Origin of the sequence: Saccharothrix sabaoui, assembly GCF_051756985.1 — a bacterium.
In the GTDB taxonomy this organism is placed as follows: domain Bacteria; phylum Actinomycetota; class Actinomycetes; order Mycobacteriales; family Pseudonocardiaceae; genus Actinosynnema.
In genome coordinates this window covers 13083-33839 of sequence record NZ_JBPKJK010000012.1, presented here as the reverse complement: position 1 = coordinate 33839, position 20757 = coordinate 13083, and the positions used below count along the sequence as shown (strand labels likewise).

Genomic DNA, 20757 nt, shown 5'->3' with positions numbered 1-20757 from the left:
ACAACGCTTTCGCGTGACACTCGAATGACCGACGAGAAAATTTCTCCGTCAGTGCACCCCGCGGACGAGCCGCAGGTCTTCCGTGTGGCGGTACCACGTCCACTTGCCCATGGGCCGCGGGTGCGCCACCCCGTCGGAGTCCACCTGCACGGGCAGGCACCCGAGCTGGAACGCCCGCGCGGCCGTCGTCCTCACCTTCCGGGTGAGCAGCCGCTTGTGGATCACCCGGACGAGGAGCCCGAGGCCGCCGTCCGGGTCCGGGGTCACCTCGATCCGGCTCGCCTGCCCGCGCAGCACCACCGTGTCGTCGCCGTAGCCGACGCCGCGGACCGGGCCGAGCGAGCCGAGGCCGACGAGCACGCCGCCGACGTCGTTGCGCACGAGGGACACCCGGTCGGGGTCGCCGGACAGGGCGAGGTCGAGCGCCCGGCCCGGGTCGGTCGGCAGGCCCCACAGCTTCGCGACCTCCGAAGCGGGGTCCGAAGGCACGTACCCGACGGGCGTCTCCGCCAGCCGCTCGGTGCGCAGCAGGCGCAGCACCACCGCGTTGAGGTCGGCGTCCGTGCCGTGCACGACGAGACGCGCGTCACCCAGACCGGCGACGACCGGGTCCACCTCGGCCTTCCCGGGGCGTGCGGCCGTCCGGCGGACCTCCAACCGGTCACCGTCAGTGATCAGTGGCGACTGCGAGTTTCCGCAGGCCAGCACGATTCCGCGCACGTTCATCTCCTGGTCTACCCTCAAGCACCGGCATTCGCTCTTGCCCTGTAACCATCCGTCCTACCGCTTGGAGTTTCACATGCCGGCCGTCGTGCTGATCGGTGCCCAGTGGGGCGATGAGGGCAAGGGCAAGGCAACGGACCTGCTCGGTGACCGCGTGCAGTGGGTCGTCCGCTACCAGGGCGGCAACAACGCCGGGCACACCGTCGTGCTGCCCGACGGGCAGAAGTTCGCCCTGCACCTGATCCCCTCCGGCATCCTCACGCCCGGCGTGACGAGCGTCATCGGCAACGGCGTCGTGGTCGACCCCGGCGTGCTGCTGGAGGAGCTGGCCGGCCTGGACGAGCAGGGCGTGGACACCAGCAAGCTGATCATCTCCGCCGACGCGCACCTGATCATGCCCTACCACGTGGCCATCGATAAGGTCACCGAGCGCTACCTGGGCAAGGCCAAGATCGGCACCACCGGCCGCGGCATCGGCCCCTGCTACCAGGACAAGATCGCCCGCGTCGGCGTGCGCGTCCAGGACCTGCTCGACGAGAAGATCCTGCGGCAGAAGGTGGAAGCCGCCCTGGACTTCAAGAACCAGGTGCTGGTCAAGGTCTACAACCGCAAGGCGCTCGACGCCGACGAGATCGTGGACAACGTGCTGGAGCACGGCTCGAAGTTCGCGAACCGCATCGCCGACACCCGCCTGCTGCTCAACCAGGCGCTGGAGCGCGGCGAGACCGTGCTGCTGGAGGGCTCGCAGGGCACCCTGCTGGACGTCGACCACGGCACCTACCCGTTCGTGACCTCGTCCAACCCGACGTCCGGCGGCGCCTCGGCGGGCTCGGGCATCGGGCCGACCCGGATCACCACGGTCATCGGCATCCTCAAGGCGTACACCACGCGCGTCGGCTCCGGCCCGTTCCCGACCGAGCTGAACGACGACATGGGCGAGCACCTGCGCAAGACCGGCGGCGAGTTCGGCGTCACCACGGGCCGCTCGCGGCGCACCGGCTGGTTCGACGCCGTGATCGCCCGCTACGCGGCGCGGGTCAACGGCATCACCGACTACTTCCTCACCAAGCTGGACGTGCTGTCCGGCCTGGAGAAGGTGCCGGTGTGCGTCGGCTACACGGTCGACGGCGAGCGCGTCGACGACATGCCCATGACGCAGACCGACGTGCACCACGCCGTGCCGGTGTACGAGGAGCTGCCGGGCTGGTTCGAGGACATCAGCGCCTGCCGCACGTTCGAGGAGCTGCCCGCCAACGCCCGCGCGTACGTCGAGCACCTGGAGGAGATCTCCGGCGCCCGGATGTCCGCGATCGGCGTCGGCCCCGGCCGCGACCAGACCATCGTGCGCCACGAGATCATCTAGCCCTCTCCCCTCGGACCAGTGCCTCCGACCCCGAAGCAATCGGGGTCGGAGGCATTTTCACGATCCGGGACGCGTTGACTTCCCCTCGGGGCACGACGAAAACTCAGGTCCGCCGAGTGGACGACGTCGGAGCTGCCCGGCGCGGCGAACCCGACGGCTGCACGTTCCAGGGGAGCGGTCATGAGCGTCGTACTGCACTGGTTCCTGCCCACGTCCGGCGACGGGCGCACGGTCGTCGAGCGCTTCCACGCCAACCGCTCCCTCGGGGCCGCCGCCCAGCGCGACCCCGACATCGACTACCTGGCCGAGGTGGCTCAGGCGGCCGAGCGCAACGGCTTCGAGGGCGTGCTGACGCCCACCGGCACGTGGTGCGAGGACGCGTGGCTCACCACCGCCGCGCTGATCGCCCGCACGTCCACGCTGAAGTTCCTGGTCGCCTTCCGGCCGGGCGTCCTCTCGCCCACCCTGGCCGCCCAGATGGCCGCGACCTACCAGCGGATCTCCCGGGGCAGGCTGCTGCTCAACGTGGTGACCGGCGGCGACGAGGTCGAGCAGCGCCGGTTCGGCGACTGGCTCGACCACGACCAGCGCTACGCCCGCACCGACGAGTTCCTGCACGTCGTGCGCGCCGCGTGGTCCGGGACGCCGGTGCACTTCGAGGGCGCCCACTACCGGATCGAGGGCGGCACGGTGCTGGGCGCGCCCGACCCCGTGCCGCCGATCTACTTCGGCGGTTCGTCGGACGCCGCCCTGCCGGTCGCGGCCCGCCGCGCCGACGTGTACCTGACGTGGGGCGAACCCCCGGCGCAGGTGGCGGAGAAGATCGGCCGCGTCCGCGACCTGGCGGGCGACCGCCCGATCCGGTTCGGCATCAGGCTGCACACCATCAGCCGCGACACGTCCGCCGAGGCGTGGCGGGAGGCGGAGAAGCTGCTGGAGGCCCTCGACCCGGCCCAGGTGGCGCGGGCCCAGGAGCAGCTGCGCACCTCGCAGTCCGTGGGGCAGCAGCGCATGGTCGCCCTGCACGGCGGCGACCTGTCGAGGGGCGTGCGGGGCCTGGAGGTCCACCCCGGCCTGTGGGCCGGCATCGGCCTGGTGCGCGGCGGCGCGGGCACCGCCCTGGTGGGCAGCCACGAGGAGGTGGCGGACCTGGTCGAGGAGTACCACGCGCTGGGCGTGGACGAGTTCGTGCTCTCCGGCTACCCGCACCTGGAGGAGGCGTACTGGTTCGGCGAGGGCGTCCGCCCCCTCCTGGCCGCGCGCGGCCTGCTCGCCCGGCCCGGCGACGCCGCCGCCCTGTCGGTGCCCCGTGACACCCTGTCCCTCGGGGGGTCCTGATCACCGGGTGACCCCCGCCTGAGCGCGCGGGAGGGCCCCGGCGGTGTGCCGGGGCCCTCCGTCGCACGGCCCTCCGTCGCACGGCGGTCAGCCGTTGCGGGCTTCCACGGCGGTGTCCGGGTTGTCGGCGAACACGCCGTCCAGGCCGGTGGCGTAGAACGCCGTGTACTCGTCGAACGCGCGCCCGTAGGCGGCCGGGTCGGCGGAGGTGCGGAGGTTCGCCGGCAGGAACGCGTTCTCGTTGCGGAACGTCCAGGCGTGCACGACCAGGCCGCGCGCGTGGGCGTCGCGCACGAGGGTCGTCGGCGTCGTCAGGTTGCCGTTGGCGTCGCGCGGGATGATGCGGCTCTTCTCCGCGCCGACGCCCGACGCGTAGGTGCGGATCTCGCGCAGCCCCTCCGGCGTCACGAGGTCGCTGTAGGTGCGCTTGTCACCGGCCTTGACGAAGTCGTACGGCGCGCCCGAGCCGCTGACCAGCTGCACGAGCGGCACCCGGAGCTGCCGCTTGAGCGCCTTGAGGTTCGCCACCTCGAACGACTGCACGTACACCTCGGCGCCGTGCCGGTTGAGGCCCTTGCGGTTGAGCACGTCGACCAGGCGCGGCTCCAGGGGCAGGCCGATCTCCTGGAAGTACGTCGGGTGCTTGGTCTCCGCGTAGAGGCCGATGTCGCGGCCCAGCTCGCGCGACAGCCGCCGGGTCAGCTCGACGACCTCCTCCAGGGTGGGGACCTCGAACCGGCCGTTGTAGAGCGCGTTGCGCGGCCGGGTGTCCGGGATGCGCTCGACGGCGCGCAGCGTCTTCAGCTCGGCGAGCGTGAAGTCCTCGGTGAACCAGCCGGTGATCGACGTGCCGTCGATGACCTTGGTGGTCTTGCGCGCGGCGAACTCCGGGTGCGCGGCCACGTCGGTGGTGCCGCCGATCTCGTTCTCGTGCCGCGCGACGAGCTTCCCGTCCTTGGTGACGACCAGGTCCGGTTCCACGTAGTCCGCGCCCATCCGCGCGGCCAGCTCGTACGACGCCAGCGTGTGCTCCGGGCGGTACCCCGACGCACCCCGGTGGCCGACCACCAGCGGGCCCTTGCGCGCCACCTGCGCGCGGTCGTCGCCGCTGGCGGAGCCACCGGGCAGGACCGCCACCGCCCCGGCCACCACCAGCGCCGCGAGCGCCGCCCCGACGATCCTCGTCCGCACCATCGCCGACCTCCCGTAGAGAATCCAGACGCGCGGCAGCCTCGTCGCGCACCGCGACGTCCGGGTCACCGTAGGGCGAACCCGGGACCACGTCACGGTGAACGCCTCGGGCGCCCGCCGTCACTCGCGGGAGATGGCGGCCTCCTCCAGGTCCAGTTCGCGCAGCACGCGGAACAGCACCTCGTCGTCGATCCGGCCCTCGTCCCGGGCCTCGACGAACACCTGGCGCTCGGCGTCGAGCATGGTCCGCCGCAGCCGCCGGTAGGACGCGGCGGGCGACTCGTCGTCCTGCCGCCCGAGCCGCTCCCACGCCGCGTTGCCCCGGTGCTCGGCCATGATCCGCAGCCGCTCCACGACGTGCCCCGGCGTGCGGTCGTCGTCCTCCACCACCTCGTCGAGCCGCGCCACCGCCGCCTGCGCCGCCGCGTGCTGCACCTGCGCCTCGGCCAGCGCGTCGGCCCGCGCCTCGTCGCCCCGGTGGCCCAGCTTGCGGATGACGAACGGCAGCGTCGTGCCCTGCGCCAGCAGCGTCCCCACCGTGACCACGAACGCGCAGAACACGATCACGTCGCGCCCCGGCAGGTCCAGCGGCAGCGCCGCCGCGGCGGCCAGCGACACCACGCCCCGCATCCCGGCCCACGAGATCACCGTGACGCCCCGCCACCCCGGCGCCGGCTCGCGCTCGCGGACCCGCCGCGACAGCAGCCGGGGGAGGTACGCGGCCGGGTACATCCAGGCGAACCGCACCAGCACCGTCGCCGCCAGCACCGCCGCCGCGCCCCACAGCAGCGCGGACGTGACGTCCACGGCCGCGACGACCGTCTTGAGCTGCAACCCGATCAGGGCGAACACGAACGACTCCAGCAGCACGTCCACCGACCGCCACACCGCGGTGTCCTGGAGGCGCGTGTAGTACGAGCTGCGCGGCGCGTAGTGCCCGATGTAGAGGCCCGCCACGACGACCGCGAGCACCCCCGACGAGTGCAGCTCCTCGGCGAGGATGTACGCGCCGAACGGCACCAGCATGCCCAGCGCGCTCTCCAGCACGCCGTCGTCCAGCCGGTCGCGCACCCACCGCACGGCCACGCCGACCACCAGCCCGACGACCACCCCGCCGCCCGCGCTGACCAGGAACGTGCCGGTGCCCGACGCCCACGTCGCGGTGGCCCCGGCCGCCGCCGCGACGGCCACCTTGTACGCGGTCAGCGCGGTCGCGTCGTTGATCAGGCTCTCGCCGGTCAGCAGCGTCATGGTGCGGCGCGGCAGGTTCAGCCGGCGCCCGACCGCCACCGCGGCCACCGCGTCCGGCGGGGCCACCACCGCGCCCAGCACGAGCGCCGACCACAGCGGCAGCTCCGGCAGCGCCAGGTGCGCCACGACGCCGACGGCGACCGTGGTGGCCAGCACCAGGCCCACCGCGAGCAGCCCGATCGGCCGCAGGTTGGCGCGGATGTTGTGGTACGAGCTGTCCAGCGCCGCCGAGTACAGCAGCGGCGGGAGCACCAGCACCAGGACGAGCTCGGGTTCCAGGGCGAACGCCGGCAGGCCCGGGATGAACGACACCGCCAGGCCGACGCCGACCAGGACCAGCGGCGCCGACCAGCCGAGCCGCTTGGCGGCCGCGGTCACCAGCAGCGCGCCGACGAGCAACAGGAGCAGTTCGGGTCCGTGCATGGCGCAATCTTGCGTGATGATGGCGGGTATGACCTGCCCCCACACGACGGAACTGCCCACCGAGGTCTCGCCCGACAACCCCGAGGGGTGCGCGGACTGCCTGGCCGCGGGCGAGCACAACTGGGCCCACCTGAGGATCTGCCTGAGCTGCGGGCACGTGGCGTGCTGCGACTCCAGCCCCCGCCAGCACGCGACGGCGCACTTCCGCGGCGCGCACCACCCCGTGGTGCGCTCGTTCGAACCGGGCGAGGACTGGCGCTGGTGCTACGTGGACAACCGCATCGTGTGACGGCTTTACAGTCCCTTTAGACGGTCGGCCTATGGCTGTGACCGGTGTCACGGATAGCTTCGTGGGCGCTCCACCAGGCGCGACACGAAGGGGTGCGCGTGTCCACGACGCAGCAGCCGGGGCCCGACGCCGCCACCGGCACGGCAGAGGTAGACCGGCTCATCGCCGAGCACGACGAGGAGCGCCCGTCGCGCGCCCTGTCCCGGCGGTGGGACCTGGGCGTGCGGGTGGCGGGGTTCGCCGTCGCGCTGCTCGTGCTCAAGCAGGTGTTCTGGCCGTTCGCCGAGGGCGGCCAGTACTACCTGGTCGTCTTCCTGGCGGTCACGCTGCCGCTCGTCTTCCTCTGCTACCGCCCGCGCGGTCGGCGCGGCGGCGCGGTCGGCGACGACCCCGGCCCGCTCGACTGGGCGTTCGCCGCCGCGGCGTTCGCGGTCGGCGCGTACCCCCTGTTCGGGGGCTTCGACGCGTTCCTCGACCGGCAGGGGCAGCTCACCGACCTCGACGTGGTCGCCGGGACGCTGCTGCTGGTCCTGGTCCTGGAGGCGTGCCGGCGCACCACCGGGTGGGTGCTGCCGGTCGTGTGCCTGGCGTTCATCGCGTACGCCTACTACGGCGGGTACCTGCCGCAAGCGTGGGACGTCGCCCACGCGGGCGTGGACTTCGGGCAGGTCATCAACGGCTTCTACAACGACGCCACCGGGTTCTACGGCACCCCGCTCGACGTCGCCGCCACCTACATCGTGCTGTTCACCGTCTACGGCGCGGTGCTCAACGCCTCCGGCGCGGGCGCGTTCTTCGTCGACATCAGCTTCTCCGCGTTCCGCGGGTCGCGCACCGCGCCCGGCCGCACCACCGCCACCGCCGGGTTCCTGCTCGGCACCGTGTCCGGCTCGGGCACCGCCACCACCGTGTCGCTCGGCGCGGTGACGTGGCCGATGCTGCGCGAGGCCGGCTACCCCCGGGAGAACGCGGGCGGCCTGCTCGCCGCGTCCGGCATCGGCGCGATCCTGTCCCCGCCCACCCTCGGCGCGGCGGCGTTCATCATCGCCGAGTACCTGGAGACCTCGTACCTGCAGGTGCTGGTGTGGGCGATCCTGCCGACGCTGCTGTACTACCTGGGCATCGCGCTCGCCGTCGAGGTCGACGCCCGCAAGTTCGGCGCGAAGCCGGTGGAGGTCGACGCGCCCCGCCCGTGGGCGCTGCTCAAGCGCGGCGGCCACCACTTCCTGTCGCTCGGCGTGATCGTGCTGTTCCTCGCGCTCGACATCCCGGTCTACTCGGCCGTCGTCTACGCCACCGGCGTGGCCGCCGCGTTCGCGCTGCTCGCCCGGCGCGGCGACGTGCGCGGCTGGCTGCTCGACCTGGCCGACGCGCTGTCCACCGGCGTGCGGTCCGCGCTGCCGGTGATCGCCGTGTGCGCGGCGGCCGGCGTGATCACGTCCACCATCACCAAGACCGGCCTCGGCCAGGTGCTGGCGTCCACGCTGGTCGACATCGCGGGCGCGATCTCGACGAACCCCACCGCGGTGCTGGCGATCACCGCCGTGCTCGCGGCGGTCGCGGTGAGCGTGCTCGGGCTCGCGGTGCCGGTGACGGCGTCGTTCATCATCGCCTGGGTCGTCATCGGGCCCGCGCTGACCGAGCTGGGCGTGGCCCCCGAGGAAGCGGCCATGTTCATCTTCTACTACGCGGTGCTGTCCGAGGTGACGCCGCCGACCGCGCTCGCCGCCGTCGCCGCCGCCGCCATCACCGGCGGCGACGTCATGAAGACGATGTGGCGGACGTGGAAGTACACGCTGCCCGCGTTCCTCGTGCCGCTCGCGTTCGTGCTCACCGAGCACGGCGCCGGGCTGCTGCTGCGGACCACGCCCCTCGACGCGCTCTGGGTGTTCGCCGTGTCCGCCCTGGGAGTGGCCGCCCTGGCCGTGCTCACCGGCGGCTGGCTGCTCGGCCCCGCGCGGTGGCCCGAACGCGCCCTGTGCGCGCCCGCCGCCGTCGCCCTGCTCTACCTGCAACCGGTCACCATCGCCGTCGGCCTGGGCTTCCTCGCCGCCGCGGTCGCGGTGCACCTCGTCCTGAGGAAGAAGGAACAGCATGCGTAGCTGGGCGTTCAAGACCGTCGCCGGCGTGCTCTCGATCGGGCTCGTCGCCGCCGGGTGCGGCGGCAAGCGGACCCCCGACGCGTCGTCGGGCTCCGACGCCGCCGCCTGCGAGGCGGGCGACGGCCGCATCACCATCGCCACCGGCAACTCCGGCGGCGTGTACTACGTCGTCGGCGGCGGCCTGGCCAAGCTGATCAGCGACAACACCAAGCTCAAGGCCACCGCCGCGGAGACCGGCGCGTCCGTGCAGAACATCCAGCAGCTCGTCTCGGGCGACTACGACGTGGCGTTCTCGCTCGCCGACACCGCCGCCGACGCCGTCGCGGGCAAGGGCTCGTTCGAGGGGAAGCCGCAGAAGGTCCAGGCGCTGACCAGGCTCTACCCCAACCACACCCAGGTGCTGGTGCGCGCCGACTCCGGCATCTCCTCGATCGCCGACATGCGCGGCAAGCGCATCTCCACCGGCTCGCCCAAGTCCGGCACCGAGGTCATCGCGACCCGGCTGCTCAAGGCCGCCGGGCTCGACATCGACACCGACGTGCAGGCGCAGCGCCTCGACCTCGCCAAGACCGCCGACGGCATGAAGGACGGCAGCCTCGACGGCCTCGTCTGGTCCGGCGGCCTGCCCACCGCGCAGATCACCGACCTGACCACGTCGCTGGGCGACGACGTGCGGTTCCTCGACACGACGCCGCAGCTCGACGCCCTCAAGGAGGTCAACGAGGTCTACGACCGGGGCGTCGTCCCGGCCGCCGCCTACGGGCAGCCGGCCGACGTGCCGACCGTCGTGGTGCCCAACGTGCTGCTCGTCCGGGAGGACTTCCCGGTGGGCGACGCGTGCGCCGTGACGAAGCTCCTCTTCGACAAGAAGGGCGACCTGGAGGCCGTGCACCCGGCGGCCAAGGGCATCTCGCGGGACGACGCCCGCGAGACCGGCCCGGTGCCGCTGCACCCCGGCTCGCTGGACGCACTGGGAGGGTGAGCCACCGGGTCATCTAGGCTTCCGCACCGTGCGTGTCCTGGTCATCGGGTCTGGCGCCCGTGAACATGCCCTAGTCCTCGCCTTGTCGCGGGACCCCTCGGTGATCGCCTTGGCGTGCGCGCCCGGCAACGCCGGCATCGCCGGTGCGGCGGAGACCTACGGGGTCGACGTCACCGACGGCGCGGCGGTCGCCGCGCTGGCCCAGGAGTGGAAGGCCGACCTCGTCGTGGTCGGGCCGGAGCAGCCCCTCGTGGCGGGCGCGGCGGACGCCGTGCGCGCCGCCGGCATCGCCTGCTTCGGCCCGTCCGCCGAGGCCGCCCGCATCGAGGGCTCCAAGGCGTTCGCGAAGGACGTCATGGCCGCGGCGGGCGTGCCCACGGCCACGTCCGAGGTGGTCGACAACCCGGCCCGCCTCGACGCCGCGCTCACCCACTTCGGCCCCACTTGGGTCGTCAAGGACGACGGCCTCGCCGCCGGCAAGGGCGTCGTCGTCACCGCGGACCGCGCCGTGGCCCGCGCCCACGCCATGACCCTGCTCGACCACGGCCACCCCGTGCTGCTGGAGTCGTTCCTCGACGGCCCCGAGGTGTCCCTGTTCTGCCTGGTGGACGGCGCCACCGTGGTGCCCCTGCTGCCCGCCCAGGACTTCAAGCGCGTCGGCGACGGCGACTCCGGCCCCAACACCGGCGGCATGGGCGCCTACGCCCCGCTGCCGTGGGCCCCGGCCGACCTGGTCGACACCATCGTGTCCACCTGCGTGCAGCCGGTCGTCGACGAACTCGCCCGCCGCGGCACCCCGTTCGCCGGCCTGCTGTACGCGGGCCTGGCCCTGACCTCGACGGGCCCCCAGGTCATCGAGTTCAACTGCCGCTTCGGCGACCCGGAGACCCAGGCCGTCGTCGCCCTCCTGCGCACCCCCCTGGCCGGCCTCTTCCACGCCGCCGCCACGGGCTCGCTCGCGTCCGCGCCGCCCCTGGACTGGTCGGACGGCTACGCGGTCACCGTCGTGGTGGCCGCCGAGGGCTACCCGGGCCTCCCGCGCACCGGCGACGTCGTGGGCGGCGCCGAGGCCGAGGGCGTCCTGCACGCCGGCACCCGCCGCCGCGAGGACGGCGCCGTCGTCTCCACCGGCGGCCGGGTCCTGTCCGTGGTCGGCACCGGCGCCACCCTGGCCGAAGCCCGGACCGACGCCTACCGGCGCGTGGACGCCGTTCACCTGACCGGGTCCCACCACCGCACCGACATCGCGCTGCGCGCGGCGGAGGGCGTGATCGAGGTCCCGTAGGTCACGGCCCGCCGGGCACCGCTCGTGCCCGGCGGCCGACCGCGCGGGCACCCGTCGTCGCGGCCTCCGCGAGGCTCGCGCGGCCCCGGGACCGGTGGGCAAGTCCTCCGAACCCGCGGGAACCGGCGGAGGTGCGGCTTCGTCCAACCTCAGACCCGGTTCACGCGGTCGTTGGTAGCCTCGGACCGGGAGTGAGTCGTCACCGAGCGTACGGGGGTAGGGCGTCGTGGCAGAGGAGAACGGCCTACTGGGCGCGGTCGCGGGCATCGGCGGAGCCATCGGCAAGGCGGTCGGAGAGGTCTTCGCGGCGGAGAAGAGCCTGGGTCGGACGATGGCCTCGGGACCCGGCTCCAGCCAGAAGTTCGAGGTGTCCGAGGAGACGGTGCTCCAGGCGGGGAAACTCGTCAACGACCAGATCGACGCCCTGCGCACCAGTTACCGCGCGGCGTTCCGCGACATCAGGGTCAACCTCGACGGTCTGGACGACCTGAACACGGAGATCGCCGCGGCCTGGAACGACCGGCTGATCGAGAACGACGACTCCTACACGAGCCGCATCGAGCAGTACATCGACAGCCTCAGCAGCCTGGTCGAGCAGTTGCGCGCCACGGCGACGCAGTACGGGCACACCGAGGAAGAGGTAGTGGCGGCTATGGGGGCAGCGGGTGCTTCGAAGCAGTAGGGCTCTGGTCGTGGTCGCCGTGGCCGGTGCGGTTCTCGCCGGCTGCACGACCCAGGAGCCCGGCGACCCCACCCCGCGACCGACGGGGACCAGCGGTTCGGCCGGTCCGACGTCCGGTTCGTCGAAGCCCACCGTCGAGTTCCCGGCCAGGCCGGCCGAGGTCACGCTCGACGGCATCGCCGACGCCTGCCGGGCCCTCACGCCCGAGCAGCAGGAGCGGTTGGGAATCGACGAGGCGATCAGCGAGCCCCAGGACGTCATCGAGGGCAAGAACTCGCCGGGGTGCAGCTTCCAGGGCAACTCCCGGCCGCTGTTCAGCTACGAGGTCACGCTGATCGCGGACGAGGGCGTCGACTACTGGGAAGGCCCGAGCAACCTCGAAATCGAGCAGAAGACGGTCGCGGGCTTCGGTGCCTACCAGGTCACCCTGATCGGCACGACCAAGGGCGACTGCGCCGTGGCGGTCGACGTGGCGGACGGGCAGCAGCTGTTCGTGTCGTTCCTGCCCATCGGCGACGGGTTCACCCGGGACCAGATGTGCGAGAACGCGGCCAAGGGCGCGGAAGCGGCGCTGACGACTTTGCGGACTCTGAAGTAAGGGGCAGGCATGGGCTTCAGGCAGATCACGGACCACCGCTTCGAGGGCTACTCCAACGCCGCCCTGGCCGGCCTGGTCGAGCAGTTCCAGAGCGGCGACGCCTCCCAGCGCTTCAGCAACGCCTCGCACGCCCTGCGCCAGCTGGCGGCGACCCTGGACGAGACCGACGAGACGCTGCGCAACGAGCTGAAGAAGCTCGGCATCAACTGGCAGGGCGCGGCCGGTGACAACGCCGGGAAGGCGGTCACCGTGTCGGCGGACGTGGCGTCGTCCGGCACCGACGCCGCCAAGCAGAACTCCAAGGCCACCGCCGTGCAGGGGGCCAACTACAGCCAGACGCGCAACAGCATGCCGCCGCCCACCGCGTTGCAGGGCGACACGGAGACCAGCTTCTGGGACGACGCGGGCGGGTTCTTCGGGTACGAGACCGACCACGCCAAGGAGGTCAAGGCGACCCAGGCGGCGCGCGAGCAGACCATCCGCGGGCTCGACCAGTACACCGAGGCGAGCCGCGACGCGCTCGACCAGTACCAGGGCATGAACAAGCCGCCGCAGTTCGACGTCACCTCCGCCTCCAGCGTCAGCACGCCGGTGTCGCCCGCGATCCAGCCCGGTGGCGGGATCACGGGTGTGCCGGGGGCCGTGCCCGGGTCGCTGCCCGGCGGTGGCGGGGTCGGGTCGGTGCCCGGCGGCGGTTCGGTCGGGCTGCCGCAGCAGTTGCCGGGGGTGCTGCCCGGCGGTGCCGTCACCGGCATCGCGCCCGGCACGCCCGGGCCCGGTGGGACGGTGCTGCCGCCCGCCGCGCTGGGCAAGGTCGGCGGGTCGAACCTCGGGCTGGGGCTCGGCCTCGGCCTGGCCGGCGGTGCGGCGCTCGGGTTGGCGGCGGGTGCCGCGCGCGGGGGACGGGTCGTGCGCAACCCGTCCGGTGGCGGGCTGCCCGCCGGCGCCAAGGTGCCGGAGGGCGCGGCCGGCGGCAAGGGCGGTTCCGGTGCCGGTGGCGGCGTGCCCAAGGGCGGGGTGCCCGGCGGTGCCGGTGGCGCGTTGACCGGCAAGCCCGGCGTCTCGGCCACGATCGGCATGATCGACCCGGACGAGCGCGTCCCCGGACGTCCCGGTGCCGCGGGTGTCGCCGCGGGCAAGGGCGCGGGCGGGTCGATGATGCAGGCCGCCGCGGCCCCGCAGCGCGGCGAGGGCGAGGAGGACGCCGAGCACGTGCGCAAGTACGGCGTGGACTCCGACGACGTCTTCGGCGACGAGCGGATGGTCGTGCAGTCGGTCATCGGCGACGAGCCCGAGAAGAAGTGAAGTGAACACGGTCGTCCTGTCGACCCTGGAGTTCGACGTCGCGTGGGAGGGCGAGCGGTCGGCCAGGCGCAGCGTCGCGCTGGACGTGCCCAGCCCCGGTGTCACGCACACCGAGCGGGCCGCGCTGGTGGACCAGGCGTGGCAGTCGCTCGCCGTCCGCGGGTTGGCCCGGAACCGGCGGCTGACGCCCGAGCTGGCCGACGCGTTCGCGCTGCTGGCGAACCCGCAGGTGTCGATTGACCTGTGGGTGTGGGTGGACCGCCGCAAGATCAAGGGCCTCGCGGCCTCCGCCGGTGACGACGGCCTGCTGGCCGTCGTCGACGGCGACGAGGTGTGGTTGATCGAGGCACGCGCCAGCGCGCTCGCCGAGGCGGCGGTGTCCGTCGCCGGCGAGGTGAACGCCGGGTACGGGCGGTCGATCAGCCTCCCGAACGACGTGCTGCGCAAGGCGTCCGACGAGGCCGGACGGGACGCCGAGAAGCTGGTGCTGTCGCTGGAGCGGCACGGGTTGCCGCTGCACGAGGCGCAGGAGCTGGCCGCGATGTGCGACGGCATGAGCACCCGCGGCCAGTTCGGCGCCGAACGCGCCCAGCGCGGCGGACCGCCGGTCCGGGCCTCGCGGGTGGTGGCGTGGCACGACACCCCGTCCGGCCGGTACCTGCACCTCGTGCGGCCCAGCTCGGACGGCCGCGAGTGGAGCACCATCACGCCGATCGACAACGCCCGGCTGGCGGCCTGCGTCTGGGAGCTGCTCCAGGAGGTCTGACCCCTTTTTCAGGGGGGTCACGGGGGCCGTACAGGGGGTGGGTCCGGGAACCCCGACGCCCCGCACCACGTCAATCCCGTTGCGGGCCTGGGGGGCCAAGCACTGCCCGCCGTCATTCGGGAGTGACGTTCGGTGACCAACGCTACGCTCAGCGCTACCGCGTTCCGCACGGCATGGGAACACCTGGACCTCGGCGCCATGCCGATCGTCCTGCACGTCCAGGACGACCCCGCACCGTGGAGCCACCTGACCGCGCAGGGCCTGGCCCGCGGCGGGGAGCTCGACCCGTGGTTGGGGGCCGCGTTCAAACTGCTCGCCTACCCGCCCCGTTCGGCGGACCTGAGGCTCGGCTTCGGCAGCACCGCCGTGCGCGCGCTCGCGGCGTCCTCGGGGACCGGGTCGCTGCTGGCCGTGCTCAGGCGGGACCTGCTCACCGTGCGCGAGGTGGACCACGACCTGGCCACCGCGCTCGTCGGCCTGCTGCCCCGGCAGCCGGGTGGGCGGGTCGGCGCACCGGACCTGCACGGCCAGTTCGGCGCCGCGGCGACCGACCGGACCGGGCGCAGGCGCCGCGCGGCTGACGTGGTCGGCTTCCACGGACCGACGGACCCCGCCGACCTGCGCGAGAGGATCGCCGTGTTGTTGAACGAGTTCCGCGACTAGGCCGGGTGCCACAGGTGGGGTGATCGGCACCGCGGACGGCCCGGCCGGCGTGGGTGACCGCGGGCGGCCCGGCCGGCGCGGGTGGTCCAGGCGGCCCGAACGGCCCGAACAGCCCGGCTGGCGTGGGCGGCCCGGCCAGCACGAATGGCGCGGGCGGCCCGGCTGGCGTGGGTGGCGTGGGTGGCCCGGGCGGCGCGAATGGCGCGGGTGGCCGGGCTGGCGCGGGTGGCCGGGATGTGGCCGCGGTGTCCGCGCCGAGGTCGGGAACGGCGGTCGCGCGGGTCGACGCCGAGGTCGTGCGGCGGTGCTGTGGCCGTGCGGCGGTGCCGGCGCGCGGTCGGCGGACCGGCGAGTCCGGCGGCGCGACCGCCGGGTCGCCGGACTCGCCGGCGCTGTCGGCGCTGCCGGGGGCATGCGGTTGTGCGGTGACCAGGGGTTAGCCTGGCGTCCATGCTGGGTGTTTCGGCTCGTGCGGACGTTCCTCCCTTCCACGTGATGGAGGTGCTGTCGGCCGCCGCCCGCCGGCAGCGGACGCACGGGGACGTCGTGTCGTTGGCCGCCGGGCAGCCCTCCAGCCCCGCTCCCGCGCCGGTGCTGGAGGCGGCGCAGCGGGCGTTGCGGGAGCAGCCGTTGGGCTACACCGAGCAGCTCGGGATCGTCGAGCTGCGGGAGGCGCTGGCCGGCCACTACGACCGGCAGTACGGCCTCTCGGTGTCCGCCGACGACGTGGTGGTCACCACCGGGTCGTCGGGGGCCTTCCTGCTCGCGTTCCTCGCTTCCTTCGAGGCGGGTGACCGGGTGGCGCTCGCGCGCCCCGGCTACCCGGCGTACCGGAACATCCTGCGGGCACTGGGGTGCGAGGTCGTCGAACTGCCGTGCGGACCGGGGACCCGGTTCCAGCCGACCGTCGAGATGCTGGAGGCGGCGGGCCGCCTCGACGGGCTGATCGTGGCGAGCCCGGCCAACCCGACCGGCACCGTGCTCGCCCCCGACGAGTTGCGCGGGCTCGTCGAGTGGTGCGCGGAGCACGGGGTGCGGCTCGTCAGCGACGAGATCTACCACGGCATCGGCTACGGCACGCCCCTCGCCTGCTCGTGGGAGACCTCCCGGGACACCATCGTCGTCAACTCCTTCTCCAAGGTTTTCGCCATGACCGGCTGGCGGTTGGGGTGGATGCTGCTGCCGCCCGACCTGCGCCGGGCGGTGGACCGGCTCACGGGCAACTTCACGCTCTGCCCGCCCGCGCTCGCCCAGCACGCGGCCGTCGCGGCGTTCGAGCCCGAGTCGTACGCGCAGACCGAGCGCCTGGTCGAGGGGTACCGCCTCAACCGGGACCTGCTGCTCAAGGGCCTGGCCGACCTGGGCATCGACGAGGTGGCCCCCGCCGACGGCGCCTTCTACGCCTACGCCGACGTCTCGCACCTCACGACCGACTCGACGGACTTCTGCCGCCGCCTGCTCGACGACACGGGCGTCGCGATCGTGCCCGGCGTCGACTTCGACCCCGTGCGCGGGCACGAGTTCATCCGGATGTCCTTCGCCGGGGCCGGCCACGACATCGAGGAGGCGCTGCGGCGGATCGGCGGGTGGTTGTCGTCATCATGATGACCGTTGTACCCGCGTTGGTCGCCGGGTGGGGGAACTGACGGCGGGTGTCGCTCGTTCGTGTGGCATGGCCCGAATAATCCTGTGGCTGCTCGCCGCGTGGATCGTGATCACCGTCGCCGGGGCCCTCATCGAGGGCATCTTCTGGCTGGCCGTGGTCGGTGGCGTGCTGTTCCTCGGCACCGCCGCGTACGGTGCGATCAAGTCGAACGGCCGCAAGGGCATCAAAGGGCCGTAACGCCGCACGGAGCTGGTAAAACGCCGAACCGACGCTCACGATGGTGCGGTGTTCGAGACTGATGAACGCCGCCTGGTCCGCTGGGAGCGGCGCGTCGAGTGGCCCCTGACGGGCCTCGCCGTGCTGTTCCTGGTGGCCTACGCCTGGCAGGTCCTCGACGACCGGGCGACCCCCGGTCTGCACGGCGCGCTGGAGGTCGTCCTCTGGTTCGTCTGGCTGGTCTTCGCGGTCGACTACGCGGCCCGCCTGGTGCTCGCCGCGGACAAGCGGCGGTTCCTGGTCACCCACCTGGTCGACCTGCTCGCGGTGCTGCTGCCGGCGGTCCGCCAGCTGCGCGTGCTCCGCCTGCTCACCGTGCTCAAGCTGCTCAACCGCCGGTTCGCGGGCCGGGTCCGGCAGCGGATCGGCCTCTACGTCGCGGGCGTCACGGCCCTGATCGGCCTGTCCGCCTCGCTCGCCGTCCTGGACGCCGAGCGCCACCACCCCGACGCCACGATCACCACGTTCGGCGACGCGGCGTGGTGGACCCTCACCACGATCACGACCGTCGGCTACGGCGACCGCTACCCCGTGACCTGGGAGGGGCGGTTGGTCGCCGCGCTGCTCATGGTCGGCGGCATCGCCCTGCTGGGTGTCATCACGGGCACCATCGCGTCCTGGATCGTGGACCGGCTCAGCGGCGTCGAGGGCTCGGTGGCCGAGGCCGAGCAGGCCACCGCGGCCGAGCTGCGCCTGGTGCGGGCGGAGCTGGCGGCCCTGCGGGAGGAACTGGCCGGGCGAGCGGAACCGGCCGGGCGGGCGGAGCAGGCAGGGAGCGGGGAGCAGGCCGGGAACGGGGCGCAGGTCGGGAACGGGGAGCAGGCCGGGCGAGCTGGCCCGGCCGGGGAGCTACGGGCCGAGCACCGACCGGGCGTGTGAGCTGCCCCGCCACAGCACGCCGGTCAGGCCCGCCGCGTTCGCCCCGTCCACGTTGACCTGCCGGTCGTCGAAGAACACGCAGTCACCCGGCTCCGCCCCGAGCCGCTCGACCAGCGCGGTGAAGATCCGCCGGTCCGGCTTGGCCACGCCCAGGTCACCGGAGAACACCAGGTGCCGGAAGTGCGCGGCCCACGGCTCGCGCTCGGCGACCCGCGCGAACGACGCGGGCGCGTTGGACAGCAGCGCCAGCGGCACCCCGGACGCCGCCAGCTCCTCGACCAGCGCCACCACCGACGGGTCGGGCAGCAGCCACCCCCGCACGTCCACGTCGGTCAACCGCGCGGCCAGCTCGGCGTCCACCCCGACGCCCAGCCGCGCGCCCACGGCCCGCCAGTACCCCAGGTCCGGCGTGCCGCTGTCGTAGTCGTGCCGCGGAGCCCAGTAGGCCGCCGCGAAGCCCTCCTCGGGCACGCCGAGCAGGGACGCCAGTTCGGGCAGCGCCTCCGTCGGCCGCGAGATGACCTCGCCGTAGTCGAACACCACCCAGCGCACGTCAGCTCACCGACACGATCCGCCGCAGCGCCTCGGCCACGTCGTCCGCGCCCACGTCCCGGTGCGTCACGAACCGCACCTTGCCCGACATCGGGCCCGCGTACACGCCCAGGTGCCGCAGCCCGGCGAGCGTCACCTCCAGGTCCGGCACGCCCGCCAGCACGATGTTCGTCTCCGGCTCGTCCACCTGCCAGCCCAGGGCGGCGAGGCCCTTGGCCAGGGTGCGGGCGTTCGCGTGGTCCTGCGCCAGGTCGTCCAGGCGACCCAGCCCGACCAGGCCCGCCGCGGCCAGCACACCGCCCTGCCGCACGCCGCCGCCCAGCATCTTGCGCACCCGGCGCGCCTCGGCGACGAACAGCGACGACCCGGCCACGACCGACCCGACCGGCGCGCCCAGGCCCTTGGACAGGCACACCTGCACGGTGTCCACGCCCACGGTCAGGGCCGCGGGCGGCAGCCCCAGCGCGACGGCCGCGTTCCACAGCCGCGCGCCGTCCAGGTGCACCCGCAGCCCGGTCTCCTTCGCCGCCGACACCAGCAGCGCGTGCTCGTCGGGCTGGGTCACCGAGCCGCCCGCCGAGTTGTGCGTGTTCTCCAGGCACAACAGGGTCGTGCGCAGCGTGTAGTACGGCCCCGAGGACCCCGCCGCGGCGCGCACCGCGTCCGGCGACGCGCGACCCGGCCCGGCGTCGCACTCCAGCGGGTGCGGCATCCCGCCCGCGATGAACGCGGCCGTGCCCAGCTCGCTGTCCAGCACGTGCGCGCCGCGCGGCGCGAGGAACCGGTCACCGGGGCGCAGGTGCACGGTGAGCGCGATGAGGTTGCCCATCGACCCGGTCGGCACCCACAGCGCGGCCTCCACGCCGAGCACCTCGGCGACCCGCTCCTCCAGCAGTCTCATCGTCGGGTCGTGGTCCAGGACGTCGTCGGCGACCTCGGCGCGCGACATCGCCAGTCGCATTTCCTCGTCCGGCTGGGTCACGGTGTCCGACCGGAAGTCGAGCGGCGGGAGCAGGGTCACGAACGGATCACATCACACCGCGCAAGTCCTGACCCGATCGCGCCGGCCGTACGACGATGGGGGGTGACGCACGTCTCGCCGGAGGGGCGTGCAACCGTTGACCGTCCCGGTTCCGTCCAGCAGGTGCAAGCACGACGAGCGGAGAGAGTCCGCGTGGATCAGCGCGACGAGCAGGAGTTCGCGGAGTACTTCGCCGCTCGCCGGGAGGCCGTGCGCCGAACGGCGTTCCTGCTCTGCGGCGACTGGCACCGGGCGGACGACCTCGCGCAGACCGCGTTCGTCGCGCTGCACCGCAGGTGGCGGAAGGTCCGGGACAAGCAGGCCCTGGACGCGTACGTCCGCCGCAGCGTGGTGCGCGCGGTGATCGACGAGTCCCGGCGGCCGTGGCGGCGGGAGCGGTTCGTGGACGAGGTCCCGGACGCGCCCGCGACCGACGGCGAGGTCGCCGACTCGGTGGCGACGCGCGAGACCCTGGTCACGGGCTTGCGGCGGGTGCCACCGAGGCAGCGGGCGGTGCTCGTGCTCAGGTTCCTGGAGGGGCTGGACGTCTCGGCGACCGCGGTGGCGCTGGGGTGTTCGGAGGGCACGGTCAAGAGCCAGACCTCCCGGGGCCTGGAAGCGTTGCGCGAGGCCCTCGGCGACGCGATCGACGACCTGCGGCCCGCGTCGTGAACGGGAGGTGGAGGTAGGTGGACGAGCAGAAGCTCTCGGAGCTGTTCCGCGACGCGGCCGGCGACGCGCCCCCCGCGTCCTTCGACGTGGGCGAGGTGCGGGCGGCCTCGGCGCGCGCGACCGCCCGCCGCAGGTCGGCCGCGGCGCTCGGCTCCGCGCTCGCCGTCGTGCTCGTGTTCGGCGGGGTCGTCGTCTCGACCGACCTGTTCGCGAAGTCGACCGGCGACACGACCGCGGCGGGTTCCGCTGAGAGCGCCCCGTCCCCTGACGTCACCCCGTTCGGTGAAGCCGAGGTACCCGCGGTCCCGAAGGACGCCTCACCGGACCGGAGCGGTGGAATGCCGCCCAAGAGCGTCCCCGACGACCCGTCCACGCAGGGGGACGAGCCGTTGGGGACAGCCGACCGCCCGACGGTCGGCCGCACCCCGGGTGGGTGTGTGGAGGTGGACCGGGAGCTCGCCGTCGCCCTCGCCGACGAGCTCCCGGTCGCCCGCGGCCTCCAGCCCTCGCCCGCCGCCGCGAACTGCCCGGCGGGCGGTCGCGGCGCCGGTTACCTGGTCCGCGACGGCGGTGCCACCGGCACGGTGTCCGTCGTCGTCGTGCCCCCGGGCACGCCCGACCTCGTCCCGGACCGGTCGGTCCGGTTCCAGAGCTCGCCCACGTCGGGCGGCGAGGAGCTGTACGTGCTCAGCGAGCCGGCGGCCGGGTCGGGGGTCGCGCCCTTCGCGGACGAGCTGGCGTCGCTGGCGCGGCGGCTCGGGGACCGGTTCTGACGCGCGCACTAGTACCT

At 73.5% G+C, this 20757-nt stretch carries 21 protein-coding genes; 16 read left to right on the top strand and 5 right to left on the bottom strand.

Translation table 11 applies throughout. The features are described from left to right. Nucleotides 1–48 precede the first annotated feature (48 nt). The gene (locus ACR807_RS05870; protein WP_438920172.1) at nucleotides 49–726 is read right to left on the bottom strand and encodes a hypothetical protein; all 678 of its coding nucleotides are present in this window, start codon (nucleotides 724–726) and stop codon (nucleotides 49–51) included. Nucleotides 727–799: 73 nt separating this feature from the next. Between ACR807_RS05870 and ACR807_RS05865 the strand changes: the two genes are divergently transcribed. Then, on the top strand, nucleotides 800–2086 hold the full coding sequence (locus ACR807_RS05865; RefSeq protein ID WP_438920171.1) for an adenylosuccinate synthase: 1287 nt from the start codon (nucleotides 800–802) through the stop codon (nucleotides 2084–2086). A 180-nt stretch (nucleotides 2087–2266) separates the two neighbouring features. Next, on the top strand, nucleotides 2267–3424 hold the full coding sequence (locus tag ACR807_RS05860; RefSeq protein ID WP_438920170.1) for an LLM class flavin-dependent oxidoreductase: 1158 nt from the start codon (nucleotides 2267–2269) through the stop codon (nucleotides 3422–3424). A gap of 87 nt (nucleotides 3425–3511) precedes the next feature. Here ACR807_RS05860 and ACR807_RS05855 read toward each other — a convergent pair whose 3' ends face one another. Then, nucleotides 3512–4618: a glycerophosphodiester phosphodiesterase gene (locus ACR807_RS05855; RefSeq protein WP_438920169.1), complete on the bottom strand. Its 1107-nt coding sequence runs from the start codon at nucleotides 4616–4618 to the stop codon at nucleotides 3512–3514. A gap of 117 nt (nucleotides 4619–4735) precedes the next feature. Next, nucleotides 4736–6289, bottom strand: coding sequence for a Na+/H+ antiporter (locus ACR807_RS05850; RefSeq protein ID WP_438920168.1), 1554 nt, complete (start codon nucleotides 6287–6289; stop codon nucleotides 4736–4738). Between the two features lie 28 nt (nucleotides 6290–6317). Between ACR807_RS05850 and ACR807_RS05845 the strand changes: the two genes are divergently transcribed. From ACR807_RS05845 to ACR807_RS05790, 12 genes are all read left to right on the top strand, one after another. Beyond that, the gene (locus ACR807_RS05845) at nucleotides 6318–6578 is read left to right on the top strand and encodes a UBP-type zinc finger domain-containing protein (RefSeq protein WP_438920167.1); all 261 of its coding nucleotides are present in this window, start codon (nucleotides 6318–6320) and stop codon (nucleotides 6576–6578) included. 98 nt (nucleotides 6579–6676) lie between these two features. Then, complete coding sequence (locus ACR807_RS05840) at nucleotides 6677–8680, top strand: TRAP transporter permease (RefSeq protein ID WP_438920166.1); 2004 nt, start codon at nucleotides 6677–6679, stop codon at nucleotides 8678–8680. Continuing rightward, nucleotides 8673–9662 (top strand): TAXI family TRAP transporter solute-binding subunit, encoded by a 990-nt coding sequence (locus tag ACR807_RS05835; RefSeq protein ID WP_438920165.1) that lies wholly within the window; start codon nucleotides 8673–8675, stop codon nucleotides 9660–9662. The genes ACR807_RS05840 and ACR807_RS05835 overlap by 8 nt, the downstream gene beginning before the upstream one ends. Before the next feature lie 28 nt (nucleotides 9663–9690). Next, nucleotides 9691–10947 (top strand): phosphoribosylamine--glycine ligase, encoded by a 1257-nt coding sequence (gene purD / locus ACR807_RS05830; RefSeq protein ID WP_438920164.1) that lies wholly within the window; start codon nucleotides 9691–9693, stop codon nucleotides 10945–10947. A 226-nt stretch (nucleotides 10948–11173) separates the two neighbouring features. After that, the gene (locus ACR807_RS05825; protein WP_438920163.1) at nucleotides 11174–11629 is read left to right on the top strand and encodes a hypothetical protein; all 456 of its coding nucleotides are present in this window, start codon (nucleotides 11174–11176) and stop codon (nucleotides 11627–11629) included. Between the two features lie 19 nt (nucleotides 11630–11648). After that, the gene (locus tag ACR807_RS05820) at nucleotides 11649–12227 is read left to right on the top strand and encodes a DUF3558 domain-containing protein (protein ID WP_438920162.1); all 579 of its coding nucleotides are present in this window, start codon (nucleotides 11649–11651) and stop codon (nucleotides 12225–12227) included. Between the two features lie 9 nt (nucleotides 12228–12236). Continuing rightward, nucleotides 12237–13532 (top strand): PPE domain-containing protein, encoded by a 1296-nt coding sequence (locus ACR807_RS05815; protein WP_438920161.1) that lies wholly within the window; start codon nucleotides 12237–12239, stop codon nucleotides 13530–13532. A 1-nt stretch (nucleotide 13533) separates the two neighbouring features. Then, nucleotides 13534–14298: an ESX secretion-associated protein EspG gene (locus ACR807_RS05810; RefSeq protein ID WP_438920160.1), complete on the top strand. Its 765-nt coding sequence runs from the start codon at nucleotides 13534–13536 to the stop codon at nucleotides 14296–14298. Nucleotides 14299–14430: 132 nt separating this feature from the next. After that, entirely contained in the window at nucleotides 14431–14961 is a 531-nt protein-coding gene (locus ACR807_RS05805; RefSeq protein ID WP_438920159.1) for an ESX secretion-associated protein EspG, read from the top strand. Between the two features lie 450 nt (nucleotides 14962–15411). Further along, nucleotides 15412–16566: a pyridoxal phosphate-dependent aminotransferase gene (locus ACR807_RS05800; protein WP_438920158.1), complete on the top strand. Its 1155-nt coding sequence runs from the start codon at nucleotides 15412–15414 to the stop codon at nucleotides 16564–16566. A gap of 67 nt (nucleotides 16567–16633) precedes the next feature. Then, a complete protein-coding gene (locus ACR807_RS05795) occupies nucleotides 16634–16804 on the top strand; it encodes a hypothetical protein (protein WP_438920157.1) in 171 nt (56 codons plus the stop codon). 48 nt (nucleotides 16805–16852) lie between these two features. Continuing rightward, nucleotides 16853–17722 (top strand): potassium channel family protein, encoded by an 870-nt coding sequence (locus ACR807_RS05790; RefSeq protein WP_438920156.1) that lies wholly within the window; start codon nucleotides 16853–16855, stop codon nucleotides 17720–17722. Here ACR807_RS05790 and ACR807_RS05785 read toward each other — a convergent pair. Together ACR807_RS05785 and ACR807_RS05780 are read right to left on the bottom strand one after the other, a co-directional pair. Further along, nucleotides 17693–18274 (bottom strand): HAD family hydrolase, encoded by a 582-nt coding sequence (locus tag ACR807_RS05785; RefSeq protein WP_438920155.1) that lies wholly within the window; start codon nucleotides 18272–18274, stop codon nucleotides 17693–17695. The two genes, ACR807_RS05790 and ACR807_RS05785, sit on opposite strands and share 30 nt — an antisense overlap. Before the next feature lies 1 nt (nucleotide 18275). Next, nucleotides 18276–19295, bottom strand: coding sequence for a threonine aldolase family protein (locus ACR807_RS05780; protein WP_438920154.1), 1020 nt, complete (start codon nucleotides 19293–19295; stop codon nucleotides 18276–18278). A gap of 153 nt (nucleotides 19296–19448) precedes the next feature. Here ACR807_RS05780 and ACR807_RS05775 point away from each other — a divergent pair, with 153 nt between their 5' ends. Beyond that, the gene (locus ACR807_RS05775; RefSeq protein ID WP_438920153.1) at nucleotides 19449–19967 is read left to right on the top strand and encodes a SigE family RNA polymerase sigma factor; all 519 of its coding nucleotides are present in this window, start codon (nucleotides 19449–19451) and stop codon (nucleotides 19965–19967) included. A 17-nt stretch (nucleotides 19968–19984) separates the two neighbouring features. Beyond that, entirely contained in the window at nucleotides 19985–20740 is a 756-nt protein-coding gene (locus tag ACR807_RS05770; protein ID WP_438920152.1) for a hypothetical protein, read from the top strand. Nucleotides 20741–20757: the final 17 nt, after the last annotated feature.

Coding starts and splice junctions, on each gene's coding strand:
- ACR807_RS05870 (WP_438920172.1), bottom strand. CDS start 726: ATGAACGTGCGCGGAATCGTGCTGGCCTGCGGAAACTCGCAGTCGCCA.
- ACR807_RS05865 (WP_438920171.1), top strand. CDS start 800: ATGCCGGCCGTCGTGCTGATCGGTGCCCAGTGGGGCGATGAGGGCAAG.
- ACR807_RS05860 (WP_438920170.1), top strand. CDS start 2,267: ATGAGCGTCGTACTGCACTGGTTCCTGCCCACGTCCGGCGACGGGCGC.
- ACR807_RS05855 (WP_438920169.1), bottom strand. CDS start 4,618: ATGGTGCGGACGAGGATCGTCGGGGCGGCGCTCGCGGCGCTGGTGGTG.
- ACR807_RS05850 (WP_438920168.1), bottom strand. CDS start 6,289: ATGCACGGACCCGAACTGCTCCTGTTGCTCGTCGGCGCGCTGCTGGTG.
- ACR807_RS05845 (WP_438920167.1), top strand. CDS start 6,318: ATGACCTGCCCCCACACGACGGAACTGCCCACCGAGGTCTCGCCCGAC.
- ACR807_RS05835 (WP_438920165.1), top strand. CDS start 8,673: ATGCGTAGCTGGGCGTTCAAGACCGTCGCCGGCGTGCTCTCGATCGGG.
- ACR807_RS05815 (WP_438920161.1), top strand. CDS start 12,237: ATGGGCTTCAGGCAGATCACGGACCACCGCTTCGAGGGCTACTCCAAC.
- ACR807_RS05800 (WP_438920158.1), top strand. CDS start 15,412: ATGCTGGGTGTTTCGGCTCGTGCGGACGTTCCTCCCTTCCACGTGATG.
- ACR807_RS05795 (WP_438920157.1), top strand. CDS start 16,634: ATGGCCCGAATAATCCTGTGGCTGCTCGCCGCGTGGATCGTGATCACC.